Origin of the sequence: Chryseobacterium elymi, assembly GCF_003385495.1 — a bacterium.
Lineage (GTDB): Bacteria > Bacteroidota > Bacteroidia > Flavobacteriales > Weeksellaceae > Chryseobacterium > Chryseobacterium elymi.
Genome location: NZ_QNUH01000002.1, coordinates 150,619 through 167,197, shown reverse-complemented (window position 1 = coordinate 167,197; position 16,579 = coordinate 150,619). Strand labels below are relative to the sequence as shown.

Below are 16,579 nucleotides of genomic sequence, written 5' to 3'. Positions count from 1 at the left end.
AAATAAAAATATAAGAGATTGAATTTTTTTCAGTCTCTTTTTTATTTTAAATGAGCTCTGGTTTTTTTAAGGTTAATTTTAGCGAATAATTGTAAATTCTAAAGATATATCAACACATTTATCTTTTTATACAGAAAAATTTACTCATTCTACAAGACGGGGTTAATAAAAACTATTTGTTTTAAAATGATGCCCAAATTTCTCTATTTCTTAAAAAAACACGACATTTGTACGGGAAAAATCGTACAATACATAGTGTGCGAAAATTCAATAATTTTTTTCAAAATATAGCAAATGAAAATATCAAACAACTGGCTGAAAGACTTTATCAAAACGGAACTGAAAACGGAAAGGATTGGAGAATTCCTTACAGATATAGGTCTTGAAGTGGAGGGGATAGAAAAATTTGAGAGTGTAAGAGGCAGTCTGGAAGGTATTGTAGTAGGAAAAGTATTGACCTGCGAAAAGCACCCGAATGCAGATAAACTAAAGAAAACAACAGTTGATGTAGGGAATGGGAAAATATTAAATATCGTTTGTGGCGCTCCTAATGTTGAAGCAGGACAGACAGTTCCTGTAGCCGTTGTCGGAACTAAGATCTATGACAAAACAGGAAACTTTTTTGAGATCAAAGAAGCTAAGATCAGAAGCGAGGTTTCTCAGGGAATGATCTGTGCGGAAGATGAACTTGGCCTTAGCGATGATCACGGCGGAATTATGGTTTTGGATGAAACCAAATATGAAGTAGGAAAGAACTTTGCTGACTATTTTGAATTGACCACTGATGAGGTGATCGAAATTGGTTTAACGCCTAACAGAACAGATGCGATGTCCCATTATGGTGTGGCGAGAGATCTTCATGCTTTTCTTTCAACCAATCAGCAGAAATCAACGTTTGATAGAGTGAATTCTGAGGTTTTGAATAGTGAAGGTTCACATAATTTTACATTAGAAGTAGAAAACGCAGATCTGTGTCCAAGATATATCGGAGCTGTTATTGAAGATGTGAAAATAGCCGAATCTCCGGCCTGGCTAAAAAACAGGCTGAAAGCAATCGGGTTAAGCCCGATCAACAATATTGTAGATATTACGAACTATATTCTTCACGGTTACGGGCAGCCTCTTCATGCATTTGATGCAGACAAGATTACCGGCAGCAAAGTGAAAGTAGGAACTGTAAAAGAAGGGACAAAATTCACCACTCTGGATGGTGTTGAAAGAACTTTGAATGGTTCTGAAGTGATGATCAAAGACGGGAAGGATAACCCAATGTGTATTGCAGGGGTTTTCGGTGGCGCCAATTCGGGGGTTTCTGATGAAACAAAAACCATCTTCCTGGAAAGTGCTTATTTTAACCCGGTAGCGGTAAGAAAAGGGGCTAAATTTCATGGCCTAAATACAGATGCTTCTTTCAGATTTGAAAGAGGAGTAGATCCTAATATTACCAGAACAGCAATGACCCACGCCATCAAAATGATCCAGGAGATTGCCGGAGGAAAATTGGTTGGCGATCTGTTAGAAGAGTATCCAAAGAAAATCGAAGATAATTATGTGATCATCAGGTTCTCAAAGATCGAACAGATTTTAGGAACAAAGATCCACAGAGAGAAAGTAAAGGAAATTTTAAAGTCTCTTGAGATCCAGGTTTTAAATGAGATCCAGAACGGACTTGAAATCTCTGTACCGGCTTACAGAGCTGATGTGACGAGAGAAATTGATGTAATTGAAGAAATCCTGAGAATTTACGGATACAATAAGATCGATGCTCCCCAAAAAATATCGTTTACACCAGTAAAGTTGAGTGCTAACGATCAGGACGAGCTTGAAAATAACTGGGCAAGAACATTGCAGGGGCTTGGCTTTAACGAAGCTATGAACAACTCACTGACTTCTGTAAAAGATGAAACTGATGCCGTAAAATTGCTGAACCCATTGAGTGGAGACCTTGCTTTCATGAGAAAATCTTTATTGGAAGGGCTTCTTCAGAACGCAGTGTACAACATCAACAGAAAGAATCAGGATATCAAATTCTTCGAATTCGGAAAAATTTACCATAAAAAAGATAAATATGAAGAAAGAAAACAGCTGGCCCTTCTTGTTACAGGAAGAGATGTTGCTGAAAACTGGCTTCAGCCTAAATCTGCAGTAAGCTTCTACAATCTTAAAGCCTATGTAAAAGTATTATTAGAAAAACTGGGTGTTGAATATAAAGAAATTGCTTTAACAGACGACAGATTTTCCGATTCATTAGCTTATGAAGCCGGAGGAAAAACTTTAGTAAGAATTGGAAAAGTATCTCCCGTTTTACTGAAAGATTTTGATATTGATCAGGAATGTTTCTATGCAGAAATAGAACTTGAATTAGCTCAGGAGTTGCGTTCTAAAAACGTTCTTAAGTTTAAAGATATTCCTAAGTTCAATAAGATCAGAAGAGACCTTGCCTTATTGATCGATAAGAATATCAGCTATGAGGATCTTTATCAGACAGCGAAAAAGAACAAATCTCCTTTCATTAAAGGGATTAATTTATTCGATGTGTATGAAGGAAAGAATCTTCCGGAAGGAAAAAAATCTTATGCTATGAGTTTTGAACTTCTTAATGAGGAAAAAACATTGGAAGAGAAGGAAATTTCTGAAGTAATGGATTCTCTGATCAAAGCATTCCAAAAAGAATACAACGCAGAATTAAGATCTTAATTCAGATAAAAATATATCATTAAAACGGGCTTTAGTTTAGCCCGTTTTTTTGTTTTGTAATCATTGCAAATTAAATTCTACATAATCTTACAGTATATGTTTTAAAGTATAGAAATCTGCTCAATCAGCCAAATCTGCGAGAAAAAATTAATCTCTCTTTTATCCGGATAACCATTCAATAGAAAAGGGCTTTAGCCCGTTTTAAAATTGCCCAAGATAAACAGGCCTTAGCCCAAAATAAAAACATTATCTAAAAAGTAGATAAAGATTTAATCCCATTGATTTTTAGAAGTTAATCCTAAAATAGAGCTTTCGAAAGTAATAAAATTCTTTGCCATCCGTTTAAATAATATAATTTCCTTAAATTTGACTAAATCAAAAAGAAAAAAATGAAAAATCTTTTTTTAAGTATAGGTGCGGCTGCTATTCTGGCATCGTGCGGTACAATGTCCAGTGCTTCTGCATCTAAAGTAGGAAAAGCACAGCCTTCACTGGCCAATACAAAGTGGACATTGGCCGATAACGTAAAAGGTAAGGTTCCGACCCTTAATATCGAAGGCGAAAAGATCAATGGGAATGGGGGATGCAACAACTATTTCGGAACAGCTAAGATAGATCCTTCTACAGGTGATTTTTCTGCCGGACAAATGGGATCTACAAAAATGATGTGCAACAATATGAGCGTTGAGCAGAATTTTATGGATATGGTAGGGAAAGCTAATAAATATGTGATTTCCGGGACTACCTTAGAGCTTTACAAAGACAATTTACTGCTGTTGAAATTCAATAAAGCGGAATAAAATAAAAAAGGAACTCAATTTGAGTTCCTTTTTTTATGCTTAGGTCGTTTATTACTCTTCCTCTTCTTCGTCGTACTTAGCCAACTCCTCATCACACCATTTAAATGCAGCCTCTACAACTTTTGTAGCTTCGTCTGCCATAGTTTCTTCATCGTCACCTTCCAAATCATCTAGCCACTCAACTTCCTCTTCCTCAACGTTTAAGATAAATCTTGGGTATTCTGTGTGAACTACGAATAAATCTTCAGGAAATTCCGAATTGTCTGCTAATAAAAACTTTGGTAATTTCATTTTTTTATATTTTAACTTTAATCAAAGATAATAAAATTATTGATATTTGTTCCTGTTGATTTTAATTTTTTGCAAAACTTTATACCTTGTAAGAGTCGTTCTCCGAAGTGTATCCTCAGGTTTGAAAGTAAGGGTAATATCAGGGTTTACTGTACTTAAAAGTTCAGCAACCTGTATTCTTTCCAGACTTTCTTCATTTAAAATAAAAAACTGTATGGGAACTTTATCCAGCTTCTCACTCTTTAAAAAATCTGAGGCCGCTTTTCTGTTTTCAAGATAATTTCCTTTAGACAGCCATGTGAAAGCCAGTCCGGAAACTAAGCTCATTGCAGTAATTGCATAGGCTTTAGTATTGAAAATCCTGAAAAGTCTGTTAAAATAAATAAGCCATACAGGAATTATAAAAGGTCCTATAATCCTGTAATCGAGAGGGATGACTGAATAAAAATACTGAACAAAATAAGAGCATGCAATGCCGGAAATACTGATACTGATAAAGAAATATTCCGTTTCGGACAGCTTATTTTTTACAAAAAGATAAATCATCAACAAAATATTCAAGGCACCAATACCATAAATACCATAATTGATGAAGCTTCCCCGGGGATCTGCAATATGGATGAAAGGATTGAATGAAGTTGTCAATCCCTGTATCAGTTCTTTCAATAGCTTGGAAGTGGGGTGAATTCCTATGACCAGAACCTGCTTGATATAATTTTCATTAAAATAATCAATAAATAAAAATTTATAAGCTCCCACAAACAGGATTCCAATAATACTGGAAATAATAAATACCATTGAATACTTTTTTCTTAAAAATATTAAGCCGTAAAGGCCGGTTCCTCCAATGAAGAATAAAGCACTGTATCTGATATTATAAAGAGCAATTAATGAAAGAGAAAGATAAAAAATAGCTTTTCCTTTTTCAAGTTTTCCTGTTATGATCTGCGAGGCAGTATATAAAAATAAAAATACAAAAGGAATAATAAGGGCTTCGCTCATCGTATAAGCAAACAATGAAACAAAGCTGAACAATCCGCATACTGCAATGGCTTCACGTTTATAGAACTTTTTTTTCCAGCAGAAATAAATAATAAAAAGATAAGCAGCAATCCCAAGAACCTTACTTCCCCAGAACTCATCGAAGCCTAGAAATGTAAACAACCTTATGCCAACAGGATAGCCTACCGGAGTTGTCGTATTGTCAATAGTCGGAAGAACATGCGCAAATCTCATGAAACGGATAGAATCGGGATTCACTCTTCCTTTTTCATTTAATATAAAACGAAGAATGGTCATCATTACAGTGATGATGACCATTGCTATCTGGATATTTCTTTCCTTTAATTTCATTCAGTTATTTCGAAAACATTTTTGAAACTTTTTCAGCTTTTTTGCTTTCCGAATAATCATAGAAACCTTCTCCTGACTTTACGCCCAGTTTTCCGGCCATTACCATGTTTACAAGAAGCGGATTCGGTGCATATTTAGGGTTTTTGAAACCGTCGTACATTACATTAAGAATAGCAAGGCAAATATCAAGACCGATAAAATCTGCCAGCTGAAGAGGTCCCATCGGATGTGCCATACCAAGCTTCATTACCGTATCAATTTCTTCTACACCAGCCACACCGTTGTAAAGCGTTTCAATAGATTCATTGATCATTGGCATCAGAATTCTGTTGGCTACAAAACCCGGATAATCATTCACCTCCACAGGGACTTTACCCAACGTTTTGCTCATTTCATAAATCGCATCAAAAGTTTCCTTAGAAGTAGAATATCCTTTGATAATTTCTACCAGCTTCATGATAGGAACCGGGTTCATGAAATGCATTCCGATTACTTTATCAGCTCTTTTGGTAGCCGCAGCGATTTTCGTGATGGAAATAGAAGAAGTATTGGTAGCCAGGATGCAGTTCGCAGGTGCAAATTCATCCATCTGTCCGAAAATTTTCAGTTTCAGGTCCTGGTTTTCAGTGGCTGCCTCTACGATAAGATCTGCGCTGCCTGCAGCTTCTTTAAGTTCAGTAAAAGTACTGATGTTTCCTAATGTTTCAGCTTTTTGTTCTTCCGTAAGGTTTCCCTTTGCGATTATTCTGTCAAGGTTAGTTGTAATTGTTTTCAGTCCTCTGTCCAGAGCATCCTGAGATACATCTACCAGATTTACTTTGAATCCGCTTTGTGCAAAAGTATGCGCAATTCCATTTCCCATGGTTCCAGCTCCAATAACTACAATGTTTTTGATCATTTTTTTCTTTTATTTTTTATAAATAGTTAAATTTTCAATATCTGCTAAATCAGATTTATAAACAGTCACTGCCGGATCGAAATCCACTGTACCATCGCTGTCCTGTTTTCTGACTTTATTTTGTGAAATAATAACAGATTGAAGGCCTTTTATGAAAGCTGCTTTCTGTTTTTTATTCAGTTTGTCTGTTCCTATGTATAAATTAAATTCACCTTCTCTTCCCAATCCGCCTTGTTCTAAGATTTCAAAAGCTCTCAGCTTATTGCTTTTCTCAAACTTTTTCAGATAATTCGTCACAGGTTTTGTAGAGGGGGTTCCACAGCAGATACTGCCATAGCTTATACGTACGTAGTTCATACTCTTTTGCGAAAAAAAGAATGGAGAACAGAAAAGAAATGCTGTTAATACTATTTTTTTCATATTCATAGTTTTCCGGATTAGAGAACAAAAATTTCACCGTTTTTTCAGCTTTAAAAATAAGCTTAATATTTTACTTATTAAAATCGTCCCATACTGCCTTAGAAATATCAGAAACGATTTTACAGTTCACCAATTCAGTTTCCGTGGAATTGCTTACAAATATGGCAATTGCATAACGTTTTCCGTTAGGAAGAGTGATGATTCCCATATCATTTTCAGCAACGGTAAGGCCGTTGTCATTTTTCCCGGAAGAACCGGTTTTGTGAGCCACAGGCGTTCCTTTTGGTAATTGTTCAATAATTTTATTGGTTCCCGTTTTAGTTCCCAACATTATCTGCATTAAATAATCTGTCGACTTTTTGGATAGTAATGTTCCATCATAGAACTTTTTCAGAACCTGGACAGCAGAATTGGTAGTACTGTAATTTTCATACATTGTTTTCCAGTTTTTGTGCATATCATCTTCATTACGTTTGATCTGAAAACCTTTTACACCCTTAGAATCCATAAATTTCTGAACAGTCTGCGTACCTCCGATAAGTTTCAGCAAAAGGTCACAGCCGTTATTGTCACTTAATGCAACCGTATAATCCAATACCTCTCCTAAAGTGAGTGAAATATTGGCATCAGGATATTTTTCACGGATAGGCGACCAGGTGTTTTCCAGCATATCTTCTTTTTTGAAGAAAAGTTTCTGATCCAAAGAGAGTTTTCCTTTATCCACAAGATCTAACACTGCGCAGGCAATGTGAAACTTGAAAACACTTAAAGTAGGAAGTGGCTTATCCCCGTTTTTGTTGTATTTGAAATTATTTTCAAAGCCAATAACCGAAACTCCAACGGTTGCTTTTTTATCTTTAATAATAGAGTTTATTTTCTGCTCTAAAACAGATTTTTGAGCTATAGCCAGCGACGATACAAGAAGAAAGAACAGTCCTATTTTTTTCATAATATAATGATTAAAAGAAAATCCCTTTCAGATACTAAAAGGGATTTGCAATTTAAGATAATTATCACTGGATTTCAAAATAATTCAGGTTGGAACCGTCGCTTTCAAAGTAAAGTCTGATTTTATTTGTTCCTTTCTTCAGAGAGACGTTCTTAACTGAAACTGTTTTCCAGTTTTCATCTCCTCCTGTGGAAGGCAGTGAAACCTTGGCCAGCAGTTTTCCCGAAGCATCTTCCAGTCTGATACCAGCATTATTCTTACCAGCATACCTGATGCTGAAGGTGTGGTTTTTCTCGGATTTTACATCAATGGTATATTGAAGCCATTCTCCCGCCTCCGTTTTTCCCACATAATAAGTATTGGTAATGCCGTCATGACATCGGTAAATATCCACACCGTCATTTCTCATCTGCTGTCCGGAATTCCATTCCGATCTTTTCTTCGGATCACTTACCCAAAGGTTGATAAAATCCTTATCCAGGTAAGCCGAACCCATTCTTCCCAAATCATAATCCGAAGCAAATATTCTTCCCGGAGCCTGATGGTTTTTAAACGGTTTTGCAGAACCATCGTTAACTTGTCTGAACATGGCATCTATAACGTCATTTTTGATTTCGACATTATTAAATTTATAATTCTCGGCGATCTGCATCAACGCTTTTGTTGCATAGTCTTTAGAAGGTTTTTCGCCGCCGTTTTTCCAGTAATTCAGGAGTTTTTCATATTCAGGAGTGATTTTTACATTCGTAATTCCTGCAATATTATCGATCTTTTTCATCGGCCAGAATGCATATCCTATGTTGTGTCTGTCCAGAAGCTGGATCAGCTCTGTAAACCATACATTAGAGTTTTCTCCGGTTTCCCCAAGCCAGATAGGAAGGTTATGCTTTTTTCTCAGATCAAGAATAGACTGGATGGTTTCATCATTATTATAATTCCAGTATTTATGAAAGCTGAATGCCATATTACTGTCCCAGATCGGAATCAGTCCGTTGTAATTATTTCCCCAACCGTTTCCTTCAATGAATATAATATGCTTTTTATCGGTTTCACGAATAGCAGTGGTAATGTCTTTCTGCAACTTCCAGAGCGGAGCATTCGACATTTCGTCGGTACCGTTCGGATTTTTTCCGGTGAAATTGATATTCGGCTCATTGATCAGGTCATAACCACCGATCCACGGTTCATCCTTATACCGTTCAGCAAGCTTTTTCCATAAAGCAATCGTTTTCTTTTGGTTTTCAATGCTTTCCCAGAGAGAGGGTTTTGTTTTATCATTGTCTGAAATATTAACGTCATTTCCCTGCCCGCCTGGTGCAGCATGAAGATCAAGGATCAGGTATATTTTATTGGCAGCACACCATTTCAGAAGATCATCTGTCATTTTAAAGCCTTCTTCCAGCCATGTATTCTGTCCTTTTGCCGGTTCTTTTTCAATGGGAAGCGTGTATAGATCATAATGCATAGGAAGCCTTACAGAATTGAATCCCGCTTGAGCAAGAAAATCGATATCCTGTCTGGTGATACCGTTTTTAAGGTAAGCTTTATAAAAATCCTTCATTCCGTCTTCACCAATTAATTCGGCGATCTTCTCTTTGATCTTATACTGAGGCCCTGCAAAATCGGCTGTTTTCAGCATATATCCTTCCTGAAGCATCCACCCACCAAGGCCCAAGCCTCGCAGCTGGATGTTTTCTCCTTTGTCATTAATTATTTTCTGTCCATCGGTTTCTAATAATTGTGATGTCCCAAATTGAGACAATAATAAAGCGGATAATAGGATGATTCTTTTCATATTAGATTTATTTATTTTAAATTATAGGAGAGAATTTTAGAATAATAGTTTTAAGAAAGACAAATATATTTAAAAAATCCAGAATAAAAATTAAAATTGTGTCATGAAAAAAATATTTCAGAAAAAAGGAAATAGGAAGGTTTGTTGATGACTTTTTAAATACAGCAGGCTGTCATTTTAATGACAGCCTGCTGTAGATATTATGAGATAAAACTTATTTTGAAATCAGTTTTACAATTTCAAGGGCAACCTTTAAAGCTTCCGTTCCGTCTTCCAGGGAAACTTCCACATTTTTACCGTCAGTGATGGCATCTGCAAAAGAATTTAATTCATCAAGAATTGCATTATTAGGCTGGATGTCCGGATATTCAAATAAGATCTGATTCTTTTCTCCATCAGCATTTTCAATGATCATGTCAAAAGGAGTAGGGTTTTCAGGAGCATCTTTCATTCGGATCACCTCTGCTTTCTTTTCCAGGAAGTCTACAGAAATATACGCGTCTTTCTGGAAAAAACGGCTTTTTCTCATCGCTTTCATAGAGATTCTGGAAGTCGTAAGGTTCGCTACGCAGCCATTCTCAAATTCTATTCTGGCGTTTGCAATATCCGGCGTCTTGCTTACCACACAAACACCGCTTGCATGAATATTTTTAACCTTAGATTTAGCCATGCTCAGTAAAATATCCAGATCATGGATCATAAGGTCCAGTACTACAGAAACATCCGTCCCTCTGGGATTGAATTCTGCCAGCCTGTGGATCTCAATAAACATTGGATTTTTAATGTATTCTTTAGTGGCAATAAAAGCGGGATTGTATCTTTCAACATGTCCCACCTGTGCCTTAATACCATTTTCCTGACACTTATAAAGAATTTCTTCTGCCTGCTCAAGCGTTTGGGTTACCGGTTTTTCAATGAAAAAATGAAGACCTTTTTCAATTGCTTTTAGGGCATAATCATAATGATAGACTGTGGGAGTCACAATATCCAGCATATCGATCTGTTCAAGAAGTTCATCAAAATTTTCAAAATATTTATACCCGAATTCAGCTTCTATTTTTTTTCCGTTTTCAGTATCTTTATCATGGAAACCTACCAGCTCGTACTTATCTGACTGGTTAAGAAGTCGTAAATGGATCTTCCCCAGATGTCCGGCACCTACCAAACCTGCTTTTAACATAGATTTTTTTAATTTTTGTAAAGATAAGAATTTTAGGTATTAAGAAATACCCTGTCGCATTTAGGTTGATAAGTATGGATAGTTTTTTTACTTTTGCAGGAACTACTACCTGTAACCTAATAACTATTATCTTATTAATGATGCATGATTCGTTTGTACATAAAGGAAAAAGAAAGATTCTGGTCGAATATTTAAGACATAAGATAGGAATTTCGGATGAAAATGTACTTTCGGCTATGAGTAACGTTCCAAGACATCTTTTTATCGAAAGTATTTTTGAGGACTTTGCTTATGAAGACCGCGCTTTTCCGATTTTATCACACCAAACCATTTCTCATCCCTCAACCGTAGCGGAACAATCCGAGCTGCTGCAGGTAAAACCGGGCGAAAAAGTTCTGGAAATTGGAACCGGTTGCGGGTATCAGACTGCTGTTCTGATCGCTATGAAAGCCCTGGTCTATACCGTGGAAAGGCAGAAAGATCTTTTTGATTTCTCAAAAAAGAAGTTCCGTGAGCTCCATCTGAATCCAAAATTTCAGAGTTTTGGGGATGGCTTTGCAGGGCTTCCTACTTTTGCACCTTTCGATAAGATTATTGTTACCTGTGGAGCTTCGGTTTTGCCCACAGAATTATTAAAACAGCTGAATGTAGGCGGAAAAATGGTTATTCCGTTAGGCCCTACCGATGAACAGATCCTGTACAGATTTACAAAAACGGCTCCTACACAATTCGAAAAAGAAGAATTCGGAGCTTATAAATTTGTTCCGATGTTGGGAGATACGAATCATTAACGGAATTTTTATAACTACAAAAGACACAAAGGTTTTAATTTCAATTAAACACTTTAGAGCACTTTAGTTTTAAAAGTTTACCATCTTGATTAGTAAGACTATATCATTAGAAAATCAAAGGTTTTCATAAAACTTAAGTGTGCTTCATAGGCGCAAAGTATTTAACTTTAAAATAACTAAAGTGTTTAAAAGACTTTGTGACTTTTGCGGTTAAAAAAAACTTCGGTTTTTTAATAAACTTTAAGACTGCTTCGGAACAGTAATTGGATTCAATTGGTAACCTAATCATTTAAATTTTTATTATTATGGATACGAATAGATTTAAATCCTCACACGATTTCAGTAATATTCAGAAAAACCTGCATAATAATCCAGGATATCACGCAGAAAGCTATACCCAGCAGGTGAAAGATTATATGAATGAAATGAAAACTAAGAATCAGGAGGCAACCAAACAGGGATTTATGACTCAGGCACAAAAATCTGCAAAGGATGTTTGGGAAGAAATTCAGGAAATGGCTTCTCAAGCCTGGGACAAAAAACAGAACCAACCAGATGAAGATCAATAATTTTTAATATTAAAGTTAAGAACCTCACTTTTTAACAGAAGTGAGGTTTTTTATTTTAAAATTCTAAAGCACAAATAAATACCAAAATAAAAAATGAAAGTATTTGTAAACAAAAGAATTCCTGAAGCTGGAATCAATATGCTGAAAGAAGCAGGCCTGGAAGTTTTTATTCCTGAGCATGAAAACCTGTCTCACGAAGAATGGCTGATCTTTTGTCAGAATAACGACGCCATTTTAAGCATAGGAGCAGAATTTAAGTACGACAAAGATTTTTTTGATCAGTGTCCCAACATAAAAACGATTGCTTTATACTCCGTAGGTTTTGATCATGTGGATATTAAAGAAGCAAACCGCAGGAATATTCCTGTAGGAAATACACCGGATGTCCTCAGTAAAGCCACGTCTGATATCGCTTTTCTGCTGATGCAGTCTGTGGCAAGACGAGCGAGCTATAATTTTCAGAAAGTGAAAGATGGCAACTGGGGAGATTTTGATCCGTTGCATGCTTTGGGGCAGGAATTATACGGGAAAACTTTAGGAATTATGGGGTTGGGAAGAATAGGTTTTGAAATGGCCGAAAAGTCGCATAAAGCTTTTGATATGAAGATCATTTACCACAACCGGAACCGGAATGAAGAAGCAGAAAAAAAACTGAATGCCACTTATGTTTCTTTTGAAGAACTTATTGAACAGTCGGATGTACTGAGTGTTCACGCCAATTTTACTCCTGAACAGAAGGATCTCTTTAACATGCCTGTATTTGAAAAAATGAAATCCAATGCCATTTTCATCAATACGGCAAGAGGTGGTTTCCAAAACGAAAAGGATCTGTATGAAGCATTGATTTCAAAACAAATCTGGGGAGCAGGTCTGGATGTGACCAATCCTGAACCTATGTCCAAGGAAAGTCCGCTTTTGGAACTTTCCAATGTCTGTGTACTGCCGCATATAGGTTCAGCAACCCTAGAAGCAAGAACCGGAATGGCAAAGATGGCCGCTGAAAATATCGTAGCCTTTTCCAAGGGTGAAAAAATTCCTTATTGTGCTAATCCTGAAGTATATTCTAAGAATTCCTGACAGCTTGGACTTATTTTTGATTTGTATATATAAATCCTAAAATACCAAATATTATGATACCAGAAAACAATACCAATGAACAGAACAGAAAGTTAGAGGAAATGGATTATAATCCGAATGAAGATATATTTAATCAGGAACCGCATATCCCGCTTGACGGTGACGGAAATCCAATCCTGAATGAAGAAGATGATGATAAAATAGACAAAGGACTTGATATCCCCGGAACTGAAGATGATGACGATATGGAAGAAATAGGATCTGAGGATGAAGAAAACAACTACTGGAGCCGCAGCGATAACGCAGACGACCATGAAGAAGAAAATGATGATGTTTTAACTTAAATCCTGAACGGATATAATAGAATAACCTTACTGATTTCCAGTGAGGTTTTGTTATTTTTGGAAGCCACTTGTTTTCTGCGGAATATCATTCCCCTCCCTTGGAGGGGTGGATTCGACTGAAAGGAGAAGACGGGGTGGTTAAAAAACACAAAATAATGAAAGAAATACTAACCCACATCAACGGGGTTCCCATCCATAGGAACTTCGTAGAAAACTTACCTTATAACCCTCATTTAAAAACCTTATTGAAAGAAAAACGTAGAGCAGGCATTCTCGGTGAAGTTCTTTTCTGGAAAAAGGTACGGGCCGGAATCTTCCATAATATAGATTTTGACCGGCAGAGAATTATCGGAAGCTATATTGTAGATTTTTATGTAAAAACTTTGGGATTGATTATTGAAATTGACGGCTCAAGCCATGATGAAAAGCAGGTGTATGATGGAATCCGGCAGGAATATCTGGAATCTTTAGGACTTCTTATTTTTAGAATTTCTGATTTTGATATGAGGAATAATATTGGTTTGGTAATGAAGGATCTGGAGTATTTTATTATTCAGCATTTTGGGACCACCCCGTCTTCCAAAATTCCATGAATTTTGAAATCCACCCCTCCGGAGGAGGGGAATTTTCAGTCGATATCTTCATTTGTAGCGAGGAAATACAAAATATTTCCTGAGTATTACTTATCAATAATTGAAACGGCTTTGTTTACCCTAAAAATCAACTGAATGATTTATAAACCTTTGTTTACCATTGCGTTTATTTTAATTTTCCATGCGGAATTACCTTTTCACCTTTTATTTGCCTATATTTTCTAATTTGAATATCTTTAAAACTTCAAACATTGATTCTAAACATTGAACTTTAAATAGCAATATGACATTTCAAGAACAGATACAGCAAGGAATTCCTGATCAGCTGCCACAGCCTAAACCATACGAGACCAATATCAACCATGCACCGAAGCGTAAAGAGATTTTAGGGGAAGAAGAGAAAAAGCTTGCTCTGAAAAATGCCCTGCGTTATTTCGAGCCTAAATTTCATGCAGAATTACTGCCTGAATTCAAAGAAGAACTGGAAAAATACGGCAGGATTTATATGTACCGTTTCCGTCCTGATTATGAAATGAAGGCAAGGGCAATTGAAGAATATCCCGGAAAGTCCGAGCAGGCAAAAGCCATTATGCTGATGATCCAGAATAATCTTGATTATGCCGTGGCACAGCATCCTCATGAGCTTATTACTTACGGAGGAAACGGAGCTGTATTTTCCAACTGGGCCCAGTATCTTTTAACGATGAAATATCTGTCGGAAATGACGGATGAGCAGACGTTGACGATGTACTCAGGGCATCCGATGGGGCTTTTCCCTTCGCATAAAGATGCACCGAGGGTAGTGGTAACTAACGGAATGATGATCCCTAATTATTCAAAGCCGGATGACTGGGAGAAATTCAATGCTTTAGGGGTTACCCAATATGGACAGATGACGGCGGGAAGCTATATGTATATTGGCCCTCAGGGAATTGTTCACGGAACAACCATCACCGTTCTGAATGCTTTCAGAAAGATAAAAAAAGAACCGAAAGGAGGACTTTTTGTAACCTCAGGATTGGGTGGAATGAGTGGAGCACAGCCGAAAGCAGGAAATATTGCCGGTTGTATCACAGTATGCGCCGAAGTGAATCCGAAAATCACCAGGATCCGCCACGATCAGAAATGGGTAAACGAAATCCATGAAAATCTGGATGCTTTGGTAGAAAGGGTACAGAAAGCTCAGGAAGATAAAGAAACAGTTTCCCTGGCCTACCTTGGAAATATTGTTGAGGTTTGGGAGAAATTTGATGAGAAAAATTTGAAAATCGACATAGGATCAGACCAGACATCGCTTCATAATCCTTGGGCAGGCGGATATTATCCGGCGGGACAGAGTTTCGAGGAATCAAACAGGATGATGGCTGAAGAACCTGAACTGTTCAAAGAAAAAGTTCAGGAGACTTTAAGAAGACATGCCACAGCTATCAATAAGCATACACAGAAAGGAACCTATTTCTTTGATTATGGAAATGCCTTTTTACTGGAAGCTTCAAGAGCGGGAGCCGATGTAATGGCAGAAAATCCTAGCCTTGGAAGAGAGTTCAAATATCCGAGCTATGTTCAGGATATTATGGGGCCTATGTGTTTCGATTACGGTTTCGGGCCGTTCCGTTGGGTATGTACAAGCGGAAAACCGGAAGATCTGCAGAAAACGGATGATATTGCATGCGCCGTTTTAGAAGAAATGATGAAAAATTCTCCTGAAGAGATTCAACAGCAGATGAAAGACAATATCCAGTGGATCAAAGGGGCTCAGGAAAACAAGCTGGTAGTCGGTTCCCAGGCGAGAATCCTATATGCCGATGCAGAAGGAAGAATGAAGATTGCGGAGGCCTTCAACAATGCTATAAAGAACGGAGAGATCGGGCCTGTGGTTCTGGGAAGAGATCATCATGATGTTTCCGGTACGGATTCGCCTTACAGAGAGACTTCCAATATCTATGACGGTTCAAGGTTTACCGCAGATATGGCGATCCACAACGTGATTGGTGACAGTTTCCGTGGCGCTACATGGGTGTCTATCCATAACGGTGGCGGAGTAGGCTGGGGCGAAGTCATTAACGGTGGTTTCGGAATGCTCCTGGACGGAAGTGCAGATGCCGACAGAAAACTGAAATCTATGCTTTTCTGGGACGTCAACAACGGAATTTCCAGAAGAAGCTGGGCCAGAAATGAAGGCGCTGTTTTCGCTATTAAAAGAGCGATGGAAGCAGAACCGAACCTGAAAGTAACGCTTCCGAATTTTGTGGATGAGAGTTTGTTTTAATTTAAACAAAAAATTTATATCATAAAAAAGAACTTTGCTGTATTTGTATAGTAAAGTTCTTTTTATTTTTACCAAAATTTAAACCTTGAAATATTTGAAAAAATATAAAGCTTTAACTATTAAAAAGCAGTTTGTTTTAGCATCAGAAGACCAAAAAGAGATTGGAAGAATTGTAGAGACGAATAAGTTTTTTTCTTCGGGATATTATATTATTTTGAATTCCAGAAGTTACGATATAAAGAACGTCGGATTTCTAAAGAACGATGCTGAACTTTACCATTCTAAAGGTGTTGTTTATTTTACAGATTTGCAAAAGGAGAGAATTATCAAATCCGGAGATGTTAGAATTTATCATTTCAAATTGGATAAAACCAACCAGTTATTTGAAAAAGGAGAGCTACTAATAGAAATTAAGAAAGAAAAGAACAATCTTTTTCATATTCAGGCTGATGATTCTGTGGATGATTTACTGATATTGTTTTTCCTACATTATTCGACACAAGAGTTTAATTATATTGGAGGTGACGGAGATTAGTATTTTGTAGATGAGATT

General features: G+C 36.9%; 16 protein-coding genes. 9 read left to right on the top strand and 7 right to left on the bottom strand.

The features are described from left to right. The first annotated feature begins 294 nt into the window (after positions 1-294). Positions 295-2,697, top strand: a complete 2,403-nt coding sequence (gene pheT / locus DRF60_RS03180) for a phenylalanine--tRNA ligase subunit beta (protein WP_116010678.1) — start codon at positions 295-297, stop codon at positions 2,695-2,697. A gap of 389 nt (positions 2,698-3,086) precedes the next feature. Beyond that, the gene (locus tag DRF60_RS03175) at positions 3,087-3,497 is read left to right on the top strand and encodes an META domain-containing protein (protein WP_073335269.1); all 411 of its coding nucleotides are present in this window, start codon (positions 3,087-3,089) and stop codon (positions 3,495-3,497) included. 51 nt (positions 3,498-3,548) lie between these two features. On the opposite strand, the gene DRF60_RS03170 is transcribed toward DRF60_RS03175, so the two are convergent. The 7 genes from DRF60_RS03170 to DRF60_RS03140 form a co-directional block, all read right to left on the bottom strand. After that, complete coding sequence (locus DRF60_RS03170; RefSeq protein ID WP_007845674.1) at positions 3,549-3,788, bottom strand: hypothetical protein; 240 nt, start codon at positions 3,786-3,788, stop codon at positions 3,549-3,551. A gap of 36 nt (positions 3,789-3,824) precedes the next feature. Continuing rightward, positions 3,825-5,141: a hypothetical protein gene (locus tag DRF60_RS03165; RefSeq protein ID WP_116010677.1), complete on the bottom strand. Its 1,317-nt coding sequence runs from the start codon at positions 5,139-5,141 to the stop codon at positions 3,825-3,827. 4 nt (positions 5,142-5,145) lie between these two features. Continuing rightward, entirely contained in the window at positions 5,146-6,036 is an 891-nt protein-coding gene (locus tag DRF60_RS03160; protein ID WP_185144568.1) for a 3-hydroxybutyryl-CoA dehydrogenase, read from the bottom strand. 12 nt (positions 6,037-6,048) lie between these two features. Then, on the bottom strand, positions 6,049-6,459 hold the full coding sequence (locus tag DRF60_RS03155; RefSeq protein WP_116010810.1) for a hypothetical protein: 411 nt from the start codon (positions 6,457-6,459) through the stop codon (positions 6,049-6,051). A 70-nt stretch (positions 6,460-6,529) separates the two neighbouring features. After that, on the bottom strand, positions 6,530-7,408 hold the full coding sequence (gene bla-A / locus DRF60_RS03150) for a CGA/CIA family class A beta-lactamase (RefSeq protein WP_116010675.1): 879 nt from the start codon (positions 7,406-7,408) through the stop codon (positions 6,530-6,532). A 64-nt stretch (positions 7,409-7,472) separates the two neighbouring features. Then, the gene (locus DRF60_RS03145; RefSeq protein ID WP_116010674.1) at positions 7,473-9,203 is read right to left on the bottom strand and encodes a cellulase family glycosylhydrolase; all 1,731 of its coding nucleotides are present in this window, start codon (positions 9,201-9,203) and stop codon (positions 7,473-7,475) included. 214 nt (positions 9,204-9,417) lie between these two features. Then, on the bottom strand, positions 9,418-10,383 hold the full coding sequence (locus tag DRF60_RS03140) for a Gfo/Idh/MocA family protein (RefSeq protein WP_116010673.1): 966 nt from the start codon (positions 10,381-10,383) through the stop codon (positions 9,418-9,420). 140 nt (positions 10,384-10,523) lie between these two features. On the opposite strand from DRF60_RS03140, the gene DRF60_RS03135 reads away from it, so the two are divergent. The 7 genes from DRF60_RS03135 (at position 10,524) to DRF60_RS03105 (ending at position 16,561) form a co-directional block, all read left to right on the top strand. After that, positions 10,524-11,174: a protein-L-isoaspartate(D-aspartate) O-methyltransferase gene (locus tag DRF60_RS03135; protein WP_111954821.1), complete on the top strand. Its 651-nt coding sequence runs from the start codon at positions 10,524-10,526 to the stop codon at positions 11,172-11,174. A gap of 305 nt (positions 11,175-11,479) precedes the next feature. Further along, the gene (locus DRF60_RS03130) at positions 11,480-11,743 is read left to right on the top strand and encodes a prevent-host-death protein (RefSeq protein ID WP_116010672.1); all 264 of its coding nucleotides are present in this window, start codon (positions 11,480-11,482) and stop codon (positions 11,741-11,743) included. A gap of 93 nt (positions 11,744-11,836) precedes the next feature. Beyond that, positions 11,837-12,820, top strand: a complete 984-nt coding sequence (locus DRF60_RS03125; protein ID WP_116010671.1) for a 2-hydroxyacid dehydrogenase — start codon at positions 11,837-11,839, stop codon at positions 12,818-12,820. 53 nt (positions 12,821-12,873) lie between these two features. Further along, positions 12,874-13,164: a hypothetical protein gene (locus DRF60_RS03120; RefSeq protein WP_116010670.1), complete on the top strand. Its 291-nt coding sequence runs from the start codon at positions 12,874-12,876 to the stop codon at positions 13,162-13,164. Between the two features lie 155 nt (positions 13,165-13,319). Further along, the gene (locus DRF60_RS03115; RefSeq protein ID WP_116010809.1) at positions 13,320-13,757 is read left to right on the top strand and encodes an endonuclease domain-containing protein; all 438 of its coding nucleotides are present in this window, start codon (positions 13,320-13,322) and stop codon (positions 13,755-13,757) included. Between the two features lie 283 nt (positions 13,758-14,040). After that, positions 14,041-16,026: a urocanate hydratase gene (locus tag DRF60_RS03110; protein ID WP_116010669.1), complete on the top strand. Its 1,986-nt coding sequence runs from the start codon at positions 14,041-14,043 to the stop codon at positions 16,024-16,026. Positions 16,027-16,120: 94 nt separating this feature from the next. After that, on the top strand, positions 16,121-16,561 hold the full coding sequence (locus DRF60_RS03105) for a hypothetical protein (RefSeq protein ID WP_123902622.1): 441 nt from the start codon (positions 16,121-16,123) through the stop codon (positions 16,559-16,561). The last annotated feature ends 18 nt before the right edge of the window (positions 16,562-16,579 follow it).